The sequence below is a fragment of the Streptomyces sp. NPDC057474 genome, from assembly GCF_042802555.1.
Lineage (GTDB): Bacteria > Actinomycetota > Actinomycetes > Streptomycetales > Streptomycetaceae > Streptomyces.
The window spans coordinates 1-17,505 of sequence record NZ_JBHVDX010000070.1 but is presented as its reverse complement, the minus strand read 5'-3'; the positions used below and the strand labels follow the sequence as shown (position 1 = coordinate 17,505).

Annotated in this window: 16 protein-coding genes and 2 pseudogenes; 8 read left to right on the top strand and 10 right to left on the bottom strand. The window is 70.0% G+C overall.

What is annotated here, in order from left to right; translation table 11 throughout:
- Positions 1-42 precede the first annotated feature (42 nt).
- Positions 43-945, bottom strand: coding sequence for a LysR family transcriptional regulator (locus ACFU53_RS20935; protein WP_383994349.1), 903 nt, complete (start codon positions 943-945; stop codon positions 43-45).
- Between the two features lie 81 nt (positions 946-1,026).
- Between ACFU53_RS20935 and ACFU53_RS20930 the strand changes: the two genes are divergently transcribed.
- From ACFU53_RS20930 to ACFU53_RS20920, 3 genes are all read left to right on the top strand, one after another.
- On the top strand, positions 1,027-1,692 hold the full coding sequence (locus ACFU53_RS20930; RefSeq protein WP_383994305.1) for an MOSC domain-containing protein: 666 nt from the start codon (positions 1,027-1,029) through the stop codon (positions 1,690-1,692).
- 134 nt (positions 1,693-1,826) lie between these two features.
- Positions 1,827-2,600 (top strand): SDR family NAD(P)-dependent oxidoreductase, encoded by a 774-nt coding sequence (locus ACFU53_RS20925; protein ID WP_383994303.1) that lies wholly within the window; start codon positions 1,827-1,829, stop codon positions 2,598-2,600.
- 97 nt (positions 2,601-2,697) lie between these two features.
- Positions 2,698-3,405 carry an ester cyclase gene (locus ACFU53_RS20920; protein WP_383994300.1) on the top strand — a complete coding sequence of 236 codons (708 nt, stop codon included), beginning with the start codon at positions 2,698-2,700 and terminating at the stop codon, positions 3,403-3,405.
- A 109-nt stretch (positions 3,406-3,514) separates the two neighbouring features.
- Here ACFU53_RS20920 and groL read toward each other — a convergent pair whose 3' ends face one another.
- The 4 genes from groL to ACFU53_RS20900 all read right to left on the bottom strand — a co-directional run bounded on the left by groL (position 3,515) and on the right by ACFU53_RS20900 (position 8,068).
- Positions 3,515-5,140, bottom strand: a complete 1,626-nt coding sequence (gene groL / locus ACFU53_RS20915; protein WP_037694236.1) for a chaperonin GroEL — start codon at positions 5,138-5,140, stop codon at positions 3,515-3,517.
- Positions 5,141-5,296: 156 nt separating this feature from the next.
- Positions 5,297-5,605 carry a co-chaperone GroES gene (gene groES, locus ACFU53_RS20910; protein WP_003998759.1) on the bottom strand — a complete coding sequence of 103 codons (309 nt, stop codon included), beginning with the start codon at positions 5,603-5,605 and terminating at the stop codon, positions 5,297-5,299.
- A 238-nt stretch (positions 5,606-5,843) separates the two neighbouring features.
- Positions 5,844-6,749 (bottom strand): polysaccharide deacetylase family protein, encoded by a 906-nt coding sequence (locus tag ACFU53_RS20905; protein ID WP_383994346.1) that lies wholly within the window; start codon positions 6,747-6,749, stop codon positions 5,844-5,846.
- 323 nt (positions 6,750-7,072) lie between these two features.
- Positions 7,073-8,068 carry a polysaccharide deacetylase family protein gene (locus ACFU53_RS20900; protein ID WP_383994296.1) on the bottom strand — a complete coding sequence of 332 codons (996 nt, stop codon included), beginning with the start codon at positions 8,066-8,068 and terminating at the stop codon, positions 7,073-7,075.
- 180 nt (positions 8,069-8,248) lie between these two features.
- Here ACFU53_RS20900 and ACFU53_RS20895 point away from each other — a divergent pair, with 180 nt between their 5' ends.
- A complete protein-coding gene (locus tag ACFU53_RS20895) occupies positions 8,249-9,445 on the top strand; it encodes a methyltransferase domain-containing protein (protein WP_383994293.1) in 1,197 nt (398 codons plus the stop codon).
- Positions 9,446-9,466: 21 nt separating this feature from the next.
- On the opposite strand, the pseudogene ACFU53_RS20890 reads toward ACFU53_RS20895, so the two are convergent.
- From ACFU53_RS20890 to ACFU53_RS20870, 5 genes and pseudogenes are all read right to left on the bottom strand, one after another.
- Positions 9,467-9,634 (bottom strand): annotated as a pseudogene (locus tag ACFU53_RS20890) (RNA polymerase subunit sigma-24); the annotation flags it as partial.
- Positions 9,635-9,639: 5 nt separating this feature from the next.
- Positions 9,640-9,996, bottom strand: a complete 357-nt coding sequence (locus ACFU53_RS20885) for a YciI family protein (protein WP_383994290.1) — start codon at positions 9,994-9,996, stop codon at positions 9,640-9,642.
- A gap of 113 nt (positions 9,997-10,109) precedes the next feature.
- Complete coding sequence (locus ACFU53_RS20880; RefSeq protein ID WP_383994287.1) at positions 10,110-11,171, bottom strand: LCP family protein; 1,062 nt, start codon at positions 11,169-11,171, stop codon at positions 10,110-10,112.
- 93 nt (positions 11,172-11,264) lie between these two features.
- Positions 11,265-12,626 (bottom strand): endo-1,4-beta-xylanase, encoded by a 1,362-nt coding sequence (locus ACFU53_RS20875; protein ID WP_383994284.1) that lies wholly within the window; start codon positions 12,624-12,626, stop codon positions 11,265-11,267.
- 141 nt (positions 12,627-12,767) lie between these two features.
- Positions 12,768-13,835, bottom strand: a complete 1,068-nt coding sequence (locus ACFU53_RS20870) for a LacI family DNA-binding transcriptional regulator (protein WP_383994281.1) — start codon at positions 13,833-13,835, stop codon at positions 12,768-12,770.
- Positions 13,836-13,956: 121 nt separating this feature from the next.
- Between ACFU53_RS20870 and ACFU53_RS20865 the strand changes: the two genes are divergently transcribed.
- The 4 genes and pseudogenes from ACFU53_RS20865 to ACFU53_RS20850 all read left to right on the top strand — a co-directional run.
- Positions 13,957-15,321: an ABC transporter substrate-binding protein gene (locus ACFU53_RS20865; RefSeq protein ID WP_383994278.1), complete on the top strand. Its 1,365-nt coding sequence runs from the start codon at positions 13,957-13,959 to the stop codon at positions 15,319-15,321.
- Complete coding sequence (locus tag ACFU53_RS20860; RefSeq protein ID WP_383994275.1) at positions 15,318-16,211, top strand: carbohydrate ABC transporter permease; 894 nt, start codon at positions 15,318-15,320, stop codon at positions 16,209-16,211. The genes ACFU53_RS20865 and ACFU53_RS20860 overlap by 4 nt, the downstream gene beginning before the upstream one ends.
- A gap of 9 nt (positions 16,212-16,220) precedes the next feature.
- Positions 16,221-17,123, top strand: coding sequence for a carbohydrate ABC transporter permease (locus ACFU53_RS20855; protein ID WP_383994271.1), 903 nt, complete (start codon positions 16,221-16,223; stop codon positions 17,121-17,123).
- Positions 17,124-17,175: 52 nt separating this feature from the next.
- Positions 17,176-17,505: pseudogene (locus ACFU53_RS20850) on the top strand (glycosyl hydrolase); the annotation flags it as partial.

Here is a 17,505-nt window from a genome sequence, read left to right as displayed (position 1 = left end):
CCCGGCCCCGGACCGTGCGGCTCTACCGGCACCGTTGCGGCGTTACCGCGCGGCCGCTCCCGCCAGCCGGTCCAGCGTCGCCGCGACCGTGGGCACCTGAGCCAAATCCGGCAAGGTGAGCGCCACGATCTCCCGGCGCACCACCGGCTCGACGGTGACCATCCGCACTCCCTTGGCGCGTACGGACTCGATGGCCAGCTCCGGCAGGACGGCGACCCCGAGGCCCGCGCCCACCAGACCGACCACCGCCGGGTAGTCGTCGGTCGCGAAGTCGATGCGTGGCGTGAAGCCCGCGCTCTCACAGACCCGCACCAGCTGCCCCCGGCAGCGCGGGCAGCCGGCGATCCAGGGGTCCCCGGCGAGTTCCCCGATGCCGATGGACCGCGTACGAGCCAGTCGGTGCCCCTCGGGCACGAGTCCGACGAGCCGGTCCGTGAGCAGGGGGCGTACGACCAGGTCGTCCCATTCCCCCTCCTCCGCGCCCGCCGCGCCCTCGTAGCGGAAGGCGAGCGCGATGTCGCAGTCGCCCTCGCGGAGCATCTCGACCGAGCGTGGCGGTTCGGCCTCCTCCAGGGAGACCCGGGTGCCGGGGTGAGCGGCGCGCAGGGCGGCCAGGGCGGTGGGGACGAGGGTGGAGCTGCCGCTGGGGAAGGAGACCAGGCGGACCCGTCCGGCGCGCAGACCGGCGATGGCGGCCACCTCCTCCTCGGCCGCGGTGAGCCCGGCGAGGATGCCGGACGCGTGCCGTACCAGCGCCTCGCCCGCCTGTGTCAGCCTCATCTCGCGGCCGGTGCGGACCAGCAGCGGTGTGCCGACGGAGGATTCGAGAGCCTTCATCTGCTGGCTGACGGCGGGCTGGGTGCAGCCGAGTTCGCGTCCGGCCGCCGAGAAGGAGCCGGTGGCGGCGACGGCGCGCAGGACGCGGAGATGGCGGGCCTCGATCACGGAGTTGAGCATAAGCGGAGCTTGGACACCGTGCCGAATATCGCGTGGACGCTTTGACCCTGGTCCGCCTACCGTGCCCGTATGAAGCTTCTGTCGCTGAATGTGGGTCGTCCCAAGGCCGTCGACGTCCCGGAGGAGTCGAAGAGGGTCTCCGGCATCGACAAGCGGCCGGTGGACGGGCCGGTGCGGGTGGCGGCGCCCGGGCCCAAAGGGGTCGGCGCCGGCGGGGTGGCCGGGGACGCGGTGTGCAACACGAAGCACCACGGCGGCGACGACCAGGCGGTCTACGCGTTCGCCCGTGAGGACCTGGACGGCTGGGAGCGCGAACTGGGCCGCACCCTGCCCAGCGGAATCTTCGGCGAGAACCTCACCACCGTGGGCCTCGACGTCTCCGGCGCCCTCATCGGCGAACGCTGGCGGATCGGCCCCGAGGTGATCCTGGAGATCACCACCGGCCGCGTCCCCTGTCTCAACTTCCAGCGGCACCTGGGCGAGCGGGGCTGGGTCAAGCGCTTCACACGCCAGGGCGCGCCCGGCGCCTACCTGCGCGTGATCCAGCCCGGCGAGATCCGCGCGGGCGACCCGATCGAGATCGTCCACCGCCCCGACCACGACATCACCGTCGCCCTCACCTTCCGCGCCACGATGAACGAACACGGGTTGCTGCCGCGGCTGTTGGCGGCGAGCGAGGCGCTGCATCCGGAGGTGCTGGAGATCGCGCGGAAGTACGCGGCGACGCGGGAGTGACGGGCCGGTCCGTGGTGAGGTGCCCGTGAAGGTGCCACGCCGGTGCAGGTCTTCACCGAGGTGCCGGCGAAGCCGCTGGTGAACGTGCGGTGGAGCAAACGGACCCGCACAGTCCCGGTCACTACGCTTGCGCCATGACAACGGCTCTGATTACGGGATCGACCGCGGGGATCGGCGCCGCCTTCGCGCGGCGGCTGGCGGCGGACGGGCACAACCTGGTGCTGGTGGCGCGTGACACCAAGCGGCTGCGGGAGCAGGCGACCGAGTTGCACGACCGGCACGGCATCGAGGCGGAGGTGCTGACGGCGGACCTCGCGACGGACGACGGCATCGAGGCGGTGGTGCGGCGGCTGGCCGACCGCAAGAACCCGGTCGACCTGCTGATCAACAACGCCGGCTTCGGCAACAAGGGCCGCTATCTCGACGTCTCGATGGCCGACGAGCTGAAGATGCTCAAGGTCCACTGCGAGGCGGTCCTCCGCCTCACCTCGGCGGCCACCGAGGCCATGCGCGAGCGCGGTCGCGGCGGTGTGGTGAACGTGGCGTCGGTCGCGGCCTTCGTGCCGCGGGGCACGTACGGGGCGTCGAAGGCCTGGGTCGTGCAGTTCACCCAGGGTGCCGCGCGCGACCTGGCCGGCACCGGCGTCCGCCTCATGGCCCTCTGCCCCGGCTTCGTCCGTACGGAGTTCCACGACCGGGCCGGCATGGGCACCGACAGCATCCCGTCCTGGATGTGGCTCGACGCCGACAAGCTCGTCACCGCCGCCCTCGCCGACCTCTCCCGCGGCAAGGCCGTCTCCATCCCCGACCCGCGCTACAAGGCCCTGATGAGTGTGGTGAAGGTGGTGCCGCGAGGTCTGCTGGGCGGGATCAGCTCGAAGACGGGGCGGAAGTACGGGCCGCAGTAGCCGTGGTCAGAACGGCGCCTGAGGGTGAGAGGGCGACGGCGCCGGGGGACAATGGAGCTGTTCAACCGGACCCAGGGGGGCCGGGAGGTGGCGCGTCATGACATTCGTGCAGCTCATCGACTGCAGGACGAGTCGGTTCGATGAGATGAACCGGCTGATGGACACATGGGTCGAACAGACCAAGGGCAAGCGGACGGCGACGCACAGCGTGATCGGGAAGGACCGGTCGGACGGGTCGCACTTCGTGGAGATCGTGGAGTTTCCGTCGTACGAGGAGGCGATGCGGAATTCCGGGCTGCCGGAGACGGACCGGATCTTCCGCGAGATGGTGGCGCTGTGCGACGAGACGCCCACGTTCACGGATCTGGATGTGGTGCGGGACGAGCAGCTGTACGCCGGGACGGCGCGGCGGTTCCTCGCGACCATCGCCACGAAGGGCGAACTGCCGCCGCTCAACGACCTGCTCGTGGAGGACTACCACGACCACGTTCCCTCCGAGGAGCCGGACGCCATCGGGATGGACGCGTTCAGGCGGACCGTCGAGGAGTGGCGGAGCGGGTTCGACTTCGAGTTCACCGTGGAGGATCAGATCGCCCAGGGTGACCGCGTGTGCACGCGGTGGACCTGGAACGCGACCCACAAGGGGGACTTCGTCGGGATTCCGGCCAGCGGGAGGACGGTCCGGATGACGGGGACGATCATTCACCGGTGCGCTTCCGACGGGAAGATCACCGAGGGGTGGTGGGAGTACGACCGGCTCGGGCTGATGGGCCAGTTGGGCGCGCTCGACGATCTGGAGAAGTAGGCGGCGCCCGGAGCGTCCGGAGACGACGGGCGGCGACGCGGGAAGGCCCGGCACCCCTCCCTCGTGCGGGGGTTCCGGGCCTCACCTGTGGCTTACCGACGTGCGTACGTCAGTGGGAGTGGCCGTGGCCGCCGTGGCCCGCGTCGGCCGGCTCCTCTTCCTTCTTCTCGACGACCAGGGTCTCGGTCGTGAGGAGGAGGGAGGCGATGGAGGCGGCGTTCTCCAGGGCGGAGCGGGTGACCTTGACCGGGTCGATGACGCCCTGCTTGACCAGGTCGCCGTACTCGCCGGTGGCGGCGTTGAAGCCCTGGCCCTTGTCCAGCTCGGCGACCTTGGAGGTGATGACGTAGCCCTCCAGGCCGGCGTTCTCCGCGATCCAGCGCAGCGGCTCGACGGCGGCCTTGCGGACGACCGCGACACCCGTGGCCTCGTCGCCGGTCTTGCCGAGGTTGCCCTCGAGGACCTTCACGGCGTGGACGAGCGCGGAGCCACCACCGGAGACGATGCCCTCCTCGACCGCGGCGCGGGTCGCGGAGATGGCGTCCTCCAGACGGTGCTTCTTCTCCTTCAGCTCCACCTCGGTGGCGGCGCCGACCTTGATCACGCACACGCCGCCGGCCAGCTTCGCGAGGCGCTCCTGGAGCTTCTCGCGGTCCCAGTCGGAGTCCGTGTTCTCGATCTCGGCCTTGATCTGGGCGACGCGGCCCTGGACGGCCCCGGAGTCACCGGCGCCGTCGACGAGCGTGGTGTCGTCCTTGGTGACGGTGACGCGGCGGGCGGAACCGAGCACGTCCAGGCCGACCTGGTCGAGCTTGAGGCCGACCTCCTCGGAGATGACCTCGGCGCCGGTCAGCGTCGCCATGTCCTGCAGCATCGCCTTGCGACGGTCGCCGAAGCCGGGGGCCTTGACGGCGACCGCGTTGAAGGTGCCGCGGATCTTGTTCACGACCAGGGTCGACAGGGCCTCGCCCTCGACGTCCTCGGCGATGATCAGCAGCGGCCGCGAGGCGTTGGACTGGATGACCTTCTCCAGCAGGGGCAGCAGGTCGGCGATGGCGCCGATCTTGCCCTGGTGGATCAGGATGTACGGGTCGTCGAGGACGGCCTCCATACGCTCCTGGTCCGTCACGAAGTACGGCGACAGGTAGCCCTTGTCGAAGGCCATGCCCTCGGTGAAGTCCAGCTCCAGACCGAAGGTGTTGGACTCCTCGACGGTGATGACACCGTCCTTGCCGACCTTGTCCATCGCCTCGGCGATGAGCTCGCCGACCTGCGTGTCCTGGGCGGACAGACCGGCGACGGCGGCGATGTCGGACTTCTCGTCGATCGGGCGGGCGGTCGCGAGGAGCTCCTCGGACACGGCCTTGACCGCGGCGTCGATGCCCTTCTTCAGGGCGGCCGGGGAGGCACCCGCGGCGACGTTCCGCAGGCCCTCGCGGACGAGCGCCTGGGCCAGCACGGTGGCGGTGGTCGTACCGTCACCCGCTACGTCGTTGGTCTTGGTCGCCACCTCCTTCACCAGCTGGACGCCGAGGTTCTCGTACGGGTCGTCGACCTCGACCTCACGGGCGATGGTCACGCCGTCGTTGGTGATGGTGGGGGCGCCGAACTTCTTGTCGATGACGACGTTGCGGCCCTTGGGGCCGATCGTCACCTTGACCGTGTCGGCAAGCTTGTTGACGCCGCGCTCGAGGGCGCGACGGGCGTCCTCGTCGAACTTCAGGATCTTCGCCATGGGAGCGGTTCAGCCCTCTCGGAAAACGTGGGTGAAACGAACTGCGCCCCGAACGCCCGGCTTCATAAGGTCGCGGGGGCCCGGGGCGCAGCTCAAAAGCAATGTGCTTCGGTGGAAGCGGGTGCAGGATTTCTGGGGGTGACCCCCCAGACCCCCTTACTTCTCGATGATCGCGAGGACGTCGCGAGCCGAGAGGACGAGGTACTCCTCGCCGTTGTACTTCACTTCGGTGCCGCCGTACTTGCTGTACAGCACGATGTCGCCGGTCTTGACGTCGAGCGGCAGGCGCTCGCCGTTCTCGAAGCGGCCCGGGCCCACGGCCAGGACGACGCCCTCCTGGGGCTTCTCCTTGGCGGTGTCCGGGATGACCAGGCCAGAGGCCGTGGTCTGCTCGGCGTCGAGCGGCTGGACCACGATGCGGTCCTCGAGCGGCTTGATGGCAACCTTGGAGCTGGTGGTCGTCACGATCCGACCTCCCCCTTCGGAGATCTCACGGGGTTAACTGTCTGAGGTGGCGACCAGGTGGATCCGTCGTCGCGGGTGCCGGACCTGCCCGTCGCTAGTTGGCACTCTCCAGGGGGGAGTGCCAGACCTGAGACTATGACCGCGATTAGCACTCGGTCAAGCGGACTGCTAATCGAGTGGGTCGCGGCGGCGCGTCGCGTGGGGTGCGGCGAGGCGCCGGACGCGTCCGGGGCGAGCGTCAGAGGTAGTCCTCCAGGCGGCCGACCGTCAGGCCCTGCTGCTGGATCCGGCGCAGCAGCCGCGTCGTCATCTCCGTGAGCGTGGCGCCCTTCAGCTGGTCCGGGCCCCGGAATTGGGCCAGGACGATGTCGCCGGGGCGGAGGTGGTCGCCGACGGCGTAGCGGAGGTCGTTGATCTGCATGGACGCGCGCCACAGGACGACGGCCGCGATGCCGCAGTCGGCGGCGGCGCGGAGCGTGGTGGTGTCGTAGACGCCGTAAGGCGGGCGGAAGAGGGCCGGCCGGACGCCGAAGCGCTGTTTCAGCTTGTTCTGCTGGCCGCAGATCTCGGCGCGCTGTCCGGCGTACGGCAGGCCGCGCAGGGCGGTGTGGTCGAGCGTGTGGTTCTGCACGGTCGCGCCGACCGCCCGCAACCGCGCGAAGTGGCCGTACCCCGGCCCCACGACACTGTCCGTCAGGAACATGCTCACCGGCAGCCGCAGCTCCCGCACCATGTCGACGAACCTCGGGTCCTTCTCGGCCCCGTCGTCGTACGTCAGGAAGACCACCTTGTCCCGGGTCGGGACGCGGTCGACGACGGGCGGCAGACCCGGGCGGGCCGCGCGGGGTACGGAAGGCAGGTCGGGAGTCCTGGGTGCGGGAGCGAGGGGGGTGGCGAGGCCCCAGCGGCGGTACGGGGGCGAGTGCGGGTGGCGGGGAACCGCGGAGCCGGGAGCAGTTGCGCCGGGGCGTGGGGCGGAGGAGCCGAGATTCGATGCGCCGCCCGCGCCGGAACACGGAGTGGAGGAGCCGGGGTTCGATGCGCCGCCCGCGCCGGGGTGGGGGACGGCTGAGCTCGGACCTCTGTACTGCGCCGGAGCCGATGGCGGCCTTGGCCCTCGCGCCGGCAGTCGGCCCTTCGCCATCGCTTCGACCCCGGGCCCCTCCGCTCGGTCGGCGCGGCCGCCGGGATCGCCTGCGCACCCGGCAAGGAGCAGTACGGCGAGGGCCGTGAGAGCGGAGAGAGCGGCCAAGGCGCGGGCGACCGGCGTACGAGCTGTCACAACGCGCGCCCCACGGCGCACCACAGGCTCTTCCCGGTTCCCACACCCTCGGCCCACCCAGCGTTCTCCCCGCGCCACCCGCCTTCCTCGCGCCAGACCTTCCCCCGGCGCCGCACCCCCTCTTCGCGCCGCACCCCCTCCCCGTGCCTGACGCCCTCCCCTCACCCGATGCCCCCCGCCGCCCCTCACAGGTAGTCCTCCAGCCTCGCCACCGCGTACCCCTCGGCGGTGACCAGGTTCAGGAAGCGGCGGATCATGTCGGGCATGGTGCCCTTCCAGTCGGACTCGCCCCGGAAGTGGCTGAGGACGATGTCGCCGGGGCGGAGTTCGCGGTCCCATTCGCGGTAGTCCCAGCGGTCGACGAAGACCTCCTCGTTCCAGAGGGGGACGGCCTTGACGCCGCAGGCCTTGGCGGCGTGGAGGGTGTCCCGGTCGTAGTTGCCGTAGGGCGGCCGGAAGAGGGTGGGCCGTTTGCCGTACCGCTTCTCGATCACGTCCTGTATGCCGCAGATCTCACGCTTCTGGGCGGCGTAGGAGAGGGCGGGCATGTGCCGGTGGCTGAGGGTGTGGTTGTTGAGGACGACGCCGCGGTCCCGCATCCGCTCGAAGTAGCCGTAGTCCTCCTTGACCAGGTAGTCGCTGAGGAAGGCGGTGTACGGGATCCTCAGCTCGCTCATCATCCGCAGGAGCGCGGGGTCCTTCTCGGCACCGTCGTCGATGGTGAGGAAGACGACCTTGTGGCGGGTCGGGACCGTGGTGAAGACCGGTGGAAGTCCGTCCTCCACGTGCCCGTCGACCTCGAATCCCTTACGGGTCCTGAGCGCCGGCTTCTTCGTCGGGGGCGCGGGCGCGATCAGCGGCACCTCGGCCAGCCCCCAGCGCTTCGCGGCGGCGACCCGCGCGGCGTGCGCCCGGCGCAACTTGCCGGCGTACGTGTCGAGGGCTCGTGCGCCGGGCACGTCGAGGGGCCGCCGCCCACGCTCCTGGCCGTGCGCCGCCCCCGCGGTCCCGCGCCGCTCGGAGGAGCCACTCTCCGATGTCTCCTCGGCACCACCCCCAGCACAGCCGGACACGATGACCGCGGCGGCGAGCACGGTGCCGCCGCCCCGGACACCACCGCTCCCCCACCAGAAACTCGCCCGCTTCGCACTCTTTCCATCATTTTGTCGTACAAGTCGCATGGCGCCGCATCCTCGCAGGACAGCCCCTCCCCACCACCCCGACACCGCCACCGGCCCCGGACCATCCACCGACTGGCCCACACCACCGGCGTGCTCCCTCACCCCCCTCCCCACCCCCCGCACCACCCCGCACCACCCCTCCGCGCCCCACGCCCCCTCCCCCTGACCGACAATGGCCCGGTGAACGCCCTGGACCCCGCCACCTTCCTCGCCCCCCTCCTCACCCCCGAGGGCCGCGCCCTCCTCGACGAGGTGCGCGATACCGAACCGGCGCGGGAGTTGGCCGTGGCGACCCGGCTGCGCCGTGACCACCCGGCGGCACTCGTATCGGCGGCCATGGCACAGGCGCGGCTGCGGCAGCGGGCGGCGGCGAAGTTCGGGGCGGCGGACGCGGAGCGGATGTTCTTCACGCCGAACGGGGTCGAACAGTCGACCCGGACGACCGTGGCGACGTACCGGGCCGAGTGCTTCCATGCGATGGGCGTGCGGTCGGTCGCCGACCTGTGCTGCGGGATCGGCGGGGACGCGATCGCGATCGCGCGCACCGGGATCCGCGTGCTGGCCGTCGACCACGACCCGCTGACGGTGGCGGTGGCCCGCGCCAACGCCGACGCGCTCGGCCTCGCCGATCTGATCGAGGTGCGCGAGGCGGATGTGACGGAGGTGGACACGGCCGGGTACGACGCCGTGTTCGTCGACCCGGCCCGGCGTTCCTCCGGGCGCGGCCGGATCTTCGACCCGGAGGCCTACTCCCCGCCCCTGTCCTGGGCCGTGTCGGCCGCGCTCAAGGCTCCGCTCGGCGTGCTGAAGATCGCGCCCGGCATCCCGCACGAGGCGATTCCGCCGACGGCCGAGGCCGAGTGGATCTCGGACGGCGGGGATGTGAAGGAGGCCGTGCTGTGGTTCCGGGAGAACGGAACGCCTGGGTCGCGGCGGGCGATGCTGCTGCCCGCGGAGGCCGACATCCGGGCCTCCCCCGACACCATGCTGCCCGACCCCCCGGTCCGCCCGGTCGGCCGGTACCTGTACGAGCCCGACGGCGCCGTCATCCGCGCCCACCTGGTCGCCCAGGTCGCCGAAGACCTGGAGGGCGGGCTGATCGACCCCACGATCGCCTACATCACCGCCGACGAACACCACGTCACCCCGTACGCCACCGCCTACGAGATCACCGACCAACTCCACTTCAGCGTCAAGAAGTTGAAAGCCCTGCTGCGGGAACGCGAGGTCGGCATCCTGACCGTGAAGAAGCGGGGGTCGGCCGTCGAGCCGGAGGAACTACGGAAGAAGGTCAAACCGCAGGGGCGCAACTCGGCGACGGTCTTCCTGACCCGGGTCGCGGGAGCGCCGACGATGCTGATCGGCCACCCGGCCTAGCGCCGCCTGCCCCCGCTCTCCTCACTCCTCCTCCGCCCGCGCCAGCAGCAACGCCCGCTCCCGCTCGTTCCGCGCCAGCCCGGCCGCCCGTACGAACTCGGCGCGCGCCTCCTCCGTACGGCCCAGCCGCCGCAGCAGATCCCCCCGCACGCTCGGCAGCAAGTGGTAGTCGCGGAGGGCGGGTTCGGCGGGGCTCAGCCCTCCTGGATCTCCCGCACCTCGCAGGTGACCGTCCAGTAGTCCTCGTGCACCTTCAGGAACCGCTTGGCCCACTCGACCGCCTCGGCCATGTCCTTGCACTGCATCAGCGCGTAGCCGCCGACGACCTCCTTGGTCTCGGTGAACGGGCCGTCGGTGACCGACAGCTTCCCGCCCTCCCACCGCACCCTCTTCCCCTGCGCGGTCGGCATCAGCCCGGCGGTGTCGAGCATGACCCCCGCCTTGGTGATCTCCTCCAACAGATCCCCCATCCGCTGCATCAGCTCGGGGCTGGGGCCCTCGGCGGGCGCTGTCGTCTCGTCAATCCGGATCATCGAGAGGTAGCGCGGCATGGTGACTCCCAATGCATCGGCGGCCAGGGCTTCTCCCCGACTCTCACCCATGCGTCGAACGGCTGCATCTCGGATCGACACGGCCGCCGGATTTCTTGAAGTGTTTTTCGCCGCTACTTCAGCGACTCCCACAACTCGCTCGCCTCCGGCTCGTCCGCCACCACCCGGTTGCTGTCGTAGGGGGCGGTGACGACCGGCATCATCACGGTTGTCGTGTCGTCCGACGACAGGCCCTTCAGGCTCTCGCCCAGCCTCATCAGTTCGGTCAGGGAATCGAGGCCGGTGTCCGTCGTCAGGCTGCCGGTGATCGCGTCGGCGACCTCGTAGAGCCGGGTGGGGTCGGTGAGGAGGTTGGTCGAGGAGATCTGGTCCAGCAGGGCCTTCACCAGCTTCTGCTGGAGGCCGATGCGGCCGAGGTCGCTGCCGTCGCCGATGCCGTGGCGGGTGCGGGCCAGGGCAAGGGCCTTCTCGCCGTCCAGGTGATGAGTGCCGGCCTCCAACGTCAGGTGGCTGTCCTCGTCGTCTATGTCCTCGTCCGTCGTGACCGTGACGCCGCCGAGCGCGTCGACCAGCTTCGCGAAGCCGGAGAAGTCGATCTCGATGTAGTGGTCCATGCGGACGTTCGTCATCGACTCGACGGTCTTGACCGCACAGATCGGGCCACCGACCGCGTACGCGCTGTTGAACATCACGCTGTACGCCACCGCCGTCGAACCGCCCGACTCCAGCGGGCAGGACGGCCGGGTGACCAGGGTGTCGCGGGGGATGCTGACGACCGTCGCCCCGGTGCGGCCCTCGTCGATGTGGACGACCATCGCCGTGTCCGAGCGGGCGCCCGAATCCTCGCCGCCGCCGCCGAGTTCGGCGTTCTCCTTGCCGCTGCGGGAGTCGGAGCCGAGGACGAGGATGTTCAGCGCGCCGCTCGGCAGCGGCGAGGCGGAGCCCGACGCGGACGGCTCCGAAGAAGACCGGAGTTTCGCGGGGCGGTTGTCACCGAGGGCGCTGTTGATGTCGACGCTCTTGATGTTGTCGTTCAGCCGCCAGAACGCCCAACCCGCCCCGCCCGCACCGACTACGAGGACGCCGGCGAGCGTGACACCGGCGATCTTCAGCCAACGCCGCCGTCTGCCCGCGCCCCCGTTGTCGTCCTCGCACGCGCTTTCTCCACCATTCACGCACAGGAACTTACGTCCGAATTGTTACGGACAGAACCTCCTGCCGCCTTTCCTTCGGAAATTCTCAGACTTCTCAGCCGCTCTCAGCCGCTCTCAGCCCAGCGTCACGGTCGGTACCGGATTGCTCCCGCTCCAGGTGCCGTTGAAGCCGAAGCTCACCGAACCGCCGCTCGGCACCCTGCCGTTCCAGGAGGAGTTGGCGCAGTTGACGTTCGCGCCGGTCTGGGTGCACGTTGCGTTCCAGGCCTGGCCGACCTGCTGCCCGGCCCCGAAAGTCCAGTCGACCCGCCAGGAGGAGAGCGAGGACCCGGCGGCACAGCTGATGGTCACGTTGCCGGTGAAGCCGGTGTTCCACTGGTTTGCGACGCTGTACGCCGCCGAGCAGCCCGCCGGGACCGGCGGCTCGGTCACCGCGCCGCCGAGCGCCGTCACGATGCCGTAGTACGCGGGTTTCGGTGTGTAGTTCTCGTCGTACGGGGTCGCCGCGCCCTGGCCCGGGAAGGTGTCCGGGATCCAGGAGTCGGAGTCGGTGAAGCCCCAGACCGTGACGCCGGTGCAGCGGGTCACGGCCACACAGGCCTTCACCACGGCGTCGTACTCGGTGCGCTGCTGCGCCAACTTGGCCTCGGTGGCCGGGAGTTGCATACGGATGTCGAGTTCCGTGATGGCGACGTCCACGCCCAGGTCGGCGAAGCGCTGGATGTTCTGCTGGAGCGTGGAGGGGACCTGGCCGAGGATCAGGTGGGCCTGGAGTCCGACCCCGTCGATCGGGACGCCGCGCGCCTTCAGGTCCCTGACCAGGTTGTAGAGGGCGGTGCTCTTCGCGTTGACGCCCTCGACGTTGTAGTCGTTGATGTAGAGCTCGGCGGCCGGGTCGGCGGCGCGGGCGGCGGTGAGGGCCTGGGCGATGTAGTCGGCGCCGAGGCCGTTGTACCAGAGGGTCTGGCGGTAGGTGCCGTCCTCGTTGAACGGCTCGTTCACCACGTCCCAGGCGGCCAACCGGCCCTTGTAGCGGCCGACTTCGAGCGCGATGTGGTCGTTCATCAGCTGGCTGAGCTGCGTCGGCGTCCACGTGCCGTTCGTCAGCCAGTTCGGGTTCTGGCTGTGCCAGACGAGGGTGTGGCCGCGTACGTCCTGGTCGTGGGCCTCGGCGAAGTCGACGATCTGGTCGGCCTCGGTCCAGTTGAAGGTGCCGCGCGTGGGCTCGACGGAGCCCCACTTCATGGCGTTGCCGGGGGTGAGCCAGTTGAACTCCCGGCCCGCGATCTCGCCGTAGGTGCCGGTGAGCTTGGAGCCGGTCACCGCGGTGCCGATCGCCTTGCCCTTGGCGGCGGCGAGGTCGCGCAGGGGCGGGTCGGCCGCGTGGGCGGCGGGGGCCGCGACGAGCAGGGCGGCGAGGGTGGCAGCGCCGGTCAGCAAGGACGTGAGCGATAAGCCTGTTCCCAGAGATCTCATTGCGGGTGCCTCCGAAAGTTTCGGTCGTGCAACCGATTGGCTTCGGTGCAGTGTGGAGGCGCTCCGAACACTCGTCAATACGCTCGCGACACTCGTCGATACGTCCGGAACACGCGTCCATACAGCAACGCGCCTCCCCGGCTACACCGCCGGAGGCACTGGCACCCCCGTACTGCTCCGCACCACCAGGCTCGTCGCCAGTTCCACCCGGGTCGCCGCCGAGGAGCCCTCCTGGCGGCCGAGGTCGAGCACCAGCCGGGCCGCCGCCTCGGCCATCTCCATCAGCGGCTGCCGTACGGTCGTCAGCGGCGGCCCCACCCAGCGGGCCACCGGCAGGTCGTCGAAGCCGACCACGCTCAGGTCCTCCGGGATACGGAGGCCCAGTTCGCGGGCGGCCTCGTACAGGCCCAGCGCCTGAAGGTCGTTGCCGGCGAAGACGGCGGTCGGGCGGTCGGGGCGGCGCAGCAGTTCCAGGCCCAGCCGGTAGCCGGTCTCGTGGTGGAAGTCCCCGGCCTTGAGCAGATCAGCCGCGACCGGCAGCCCGGCGGTCTCCAGAGCGGCCCGGTAGCCGTCGACCCGGGCGCGGCTGCACATCATCCGTGAGGGTCCGCTGATCGCGCCGATGCGCCGGTGGCCGAGTTCGATCAGATGGCGGGTGGCGGCGAGGCCGCCCTGCCAGTTGGTGGCGCCGATCGAGGGCACGTCGTCGCCGGGGTCGCCCGCCGGGTCCATCACGACGAACGGGATGGACCTGCTGGTCAGCAGCGCGCGCTGGGACTCGTCGAGCCCGGACAGGACAAGGACGACACCGTGCGGGCGGCGGGCGGCGACCTGGTCCGCCCAGGTGCGGCCGGGGGTGAGCCGGCCCGCGCTCTCGGAGAGGACGACGCTCAGGCCCTCCTGCCGCGCGATGTTCTCGACGCCCCGGATGACCTCCATCGCCCAGGCGCTCTCCAGCTCGTGGAAGACCAGGTCGATGAGGGGGGACCTGGTCGCCTCGGCGCGCCGGCGGCGGTAGCCGTACTCGCGCAGCAGCTCCTCGACGCGGGTACGGGTCGCGGGCGCAACGTCCGCGCGCCCGTTGAGCACCTTCGAAACAGTCGGAGCCGAAACGCCGGCCTGGCGGGCGATCTCCGCGAGCGTCGCGGTCTGCGTGGAATGCGACGCACGCGCTCTTGTCTGGGTTTCCTCGGGCTTCGCAGGCTTCATGAGCGGGATCGTATCCCTGCGTGACCTCTTGACGAACCCTTTCGACGGCCATACGTTCCCGGAACATTCGAAGTGCCATCCGAAACATTCGCACGTCCGAACATTCGTGAAGGGTGCTGTCATGGAGTCGAGTAGAGGTCAGGTCACCGGCGACAGCGCGGGCGGCCGGCCGTTCAGCAGGCGCTGGTTCCTCGGCGCCGGTTCCGCCTCGTTGCTCACCGCTGGGCTCGGCACCGGCCTCACCGCCTGCGGCTCCGGCGGCGGAGCAGGCGGCGGGGACGGCAAGACGGTCACCGCGTTCGTGTACGGCGACGACGCGGTGAAGGTCCAGCAGGCGGGCGTCGACCGGTTCAACAAGTCGGCCGCCGCGAAGAAGGCCGGCGGCACCATCAAGCTGCAGAAGGTCCCCGGCTCCGACTACTCCCCCAAGCTCCGCACGGCCATGGGCTCGCCCAGCGCCCCGGACGTCTTCTTCAACTGGGGCGGCGGCTCCATCAAGCCGTACGAGGAGGCGGGCAAGCTCGTCGACCTCACCGACATCATCGAGGGCGACCCGGTCCTCAAGGACGGCTTCCTGCCCTCGGTCCTCGCCGCCGGCGACCTCAAGGGCCGCCATTACGGCATCCCGATGCGCGGCATGCAGCCGGTGATCCTCTTCTACAACAAGGCCGTCTTCGCCGAGCACAAGCTCCAACCGCCCACCACCTGGGACCAGTTGCTCGACAACAACACCAAGCTGAAGAAGGCGAGGATCACCCCCTTCGCCCTCGGCGGCTCCGACGTCTGGCCCGAGCTGATGTGGCTGGAGTACCTGGTCGACCGTATCGGCGGCCCCGAGGTCTTCAAGCGCATCCAGGACGGCGACGCCGAGGGCTGGGGCGACCCGGCCGTCCTCAAGGCCGCCGAACTCGTCAAGGAGCTCATCGACGACGGCGCCTTCGGCTCCAAGTTCACCTCGGTGTCGTACGTCAACGGCGGCGCCCCCGCGGTCTTCGCGCGCGGCAAGGCGGCCATGCACCTGATGGGCTCCTGGGAGTACTCCACCCAGCTCGGCAAGTTCCCCGACTTCGCCAAGGCGGACCTGGGCTGGGCCCCCTTCCCGACCGTCGAGGGCGGCACGGGCGACGTCCGCAACGTCGTCGGCAACCCCACCAACTACTGGTCCATCAACGCCCGTACGAAGAACAAGGACCTGGCGGTCGGCTTCCTCAAGGACTGCGCTTCGGAGGCGTACGCACAGGCCCTGATCGACAACGGCGACGTCCCGACCACCTCGAACGCGGCCGACCTCCTCTCCTCCGCGCCCAACCCCGAGTACGCGAAGTTCCAGTACGACATGGTGCAGAAGGCCCCGGCCTTCACCCTCTCCTGGGACCAGGCGCTCGGCGACGGCCTCGGCACCAAGATGCACACGGAGATAGGCAAGCTGTTCGCGGGCCAGTCCTCGCCGAGCGACTTCGTGACGGCGTGCAAGGGCCTGAAATGACCGTCACGGTCGACAAACGGCCGACCGCCCCCGCGAGGGGGTCGCGCGCGGGCCGCCCGCACGCCGCCTGGGCCCTCCCCGGTGTCCTCTTCTTCACCTTCTTCGCGATCGTCCCGATGGCCCTGGCCCTCTACCTCTCCTTCACCAGCTGGGACGGCCTCGGCGACCCCCAGCCGGTCGGCCTCGACAACTGGCGGAAACTCCTCGACGACCCCCGGATGACCCAGTCCCTGTGGCTGACCGTCGTCCTGACGGTCGCCAGCTGGGCCTTCCAGACGGTCATCGCCCTGCTGCTCGGCGTCTGGGCGGCGGGCAGGCAACGCAACCGCGCGATCCTTTCCGCGGTCTTCTTCGTCCCGTTCCTGCTCTCCTCCACCGCCATCGCGATCCTCTTCTACGCCCTCCTCGACCCGAACTTCGGCATCATCCAGAAGGACACCCTGGGCTCACAGAGCGGCGCGTTCCTCGCGATCGTCTTCGTCGGCGGCTGGCAGTTCATCCCCTTCCACACCCTGATCTACCAGGGCGGGGCCCGCCAGATCCCCGATGTCCTCTACCAGGCCGCCGCCATCGACGGCGCGGGCCGCTACCGCCAGTTCTTCTCGATCACACTCCCGCAGCTGCGCCACACCATCACCACGTCCACGGTCCTGATGGTCGTCGGCTCACTGACGTACTTCGAGACGGTCCTGATCCTCACCAAGGGCGGCCCCGGCACGGACACCGCGATCCTGCCGTACCTGATGTACGAGGCGGGCTTCAAGACGTACGACTTCGGCTACGCCAGTGCCATCGCGTCCTTCCTGGTCATCGCCGCGACGGGCCTCTCGCTCGTCCTGGTCCGGCTGACGGGCTTCGGCGCCATGCGCAGCACCCGCGAAGGGATGTGACGGAACGGCATGTCACACGACACGTTGGCGCGCCCCACGAAGACCGACGAGCCCTCGCGCGAGCACGCGACCGCCCCTCGCCGCCGACGCCACTGGACGAGGCGCGCCAACCCGGTCGCGGGCCTCGGCGCGTTCATCTGGCTGGTCATCGTCCTGATCCCCATCTACGCGATGCTGTCGGCGTCCCTCACGAGCGCGGACAAGGCCCTGACGGGCAACCCCCTCAAGCCCCCCACGGACCCAACCCTCGGCAACTACAACACCGTCCTCACCAGCGGCTTCGGTCATCTGCTGAGCAACACGGCGATCGTCGCGGTGTCGGTCGTGGGCATCGTCCTGGCCCTGTCCATCCCCCTGGCGTACGTGGCCGTCCGCACCCGCGACCGCTGGTCGAACGCGGCCTTCCGCCTGTTCCTGCTGGGCGTGGCGATCCCGGCGCAGGCGGTCGTCGTTCCGTTGTATCTGCTCATCGCGAAACTCGACCTCTACGACACCCTCCTGGCCGTCATCCTCCCGACGGCGGCCTTCGCGATGCCGGTCTCGGTCCTGGTCCTGGTCGGCTCCCTGCGAGACGTCTCCGAGGACCTGTACGAGGCGATGGCCCTGGACGGCGCCTCGCCCCTGCGGATGCTCTTCCAGCTGACGATCCCGCTGGCCAAGGGCGGCATCAGCACGGTCGTCATCTTCTCGGCGCTCCAGGCCTGGAACGGCTTCCTCTTCCCGCTGATCTTCACCCAGTCCGACGAACCCCGGGTCCTCACCCTCGGACTCTTCAACTACGTCAGCCAGTTCGGCATCAACATCCCCGCCCTGCTCGCCTCGGTCGTCCTCTCCGGCATCCCGATCTTCGCCGTGTATCTGGTGGCGCGGCGGACGCTGGTGGGCGGGTTGATGGGGGTGGGCGGGAAGTGAGCCCTTCTCGCATCGCTGCCACTGAAACTCACCAACCCATGACAGGAGTTTCATGACCACGGCCCCTTGGCGTGACCCCGCCCTGCCCGCAGCGGCCCGGGTCGACGACCTTCTCTCCCGGATGACCCTGGAGGAGAAGACCGCCCAGCTGTACGGCGTGTGGGTGAAAAGCGACTCGAACGGCGAGGACATCGCCCCCGACGAGCAGGGCATGACGGAGTCCTTCGACTTCGACGAGCTGATCACCCGGGGCCTCGGCCAGCTCACCCGCGTCTTCGGCACGGCACCCGTGGACCCGGCGCTGGGCGCGCGGGCACTGGCCCGCGCCCAGCGCCGCATCATGACCGCGAACCGTTTAGGCATCCCCGCCATAGCCCACGAG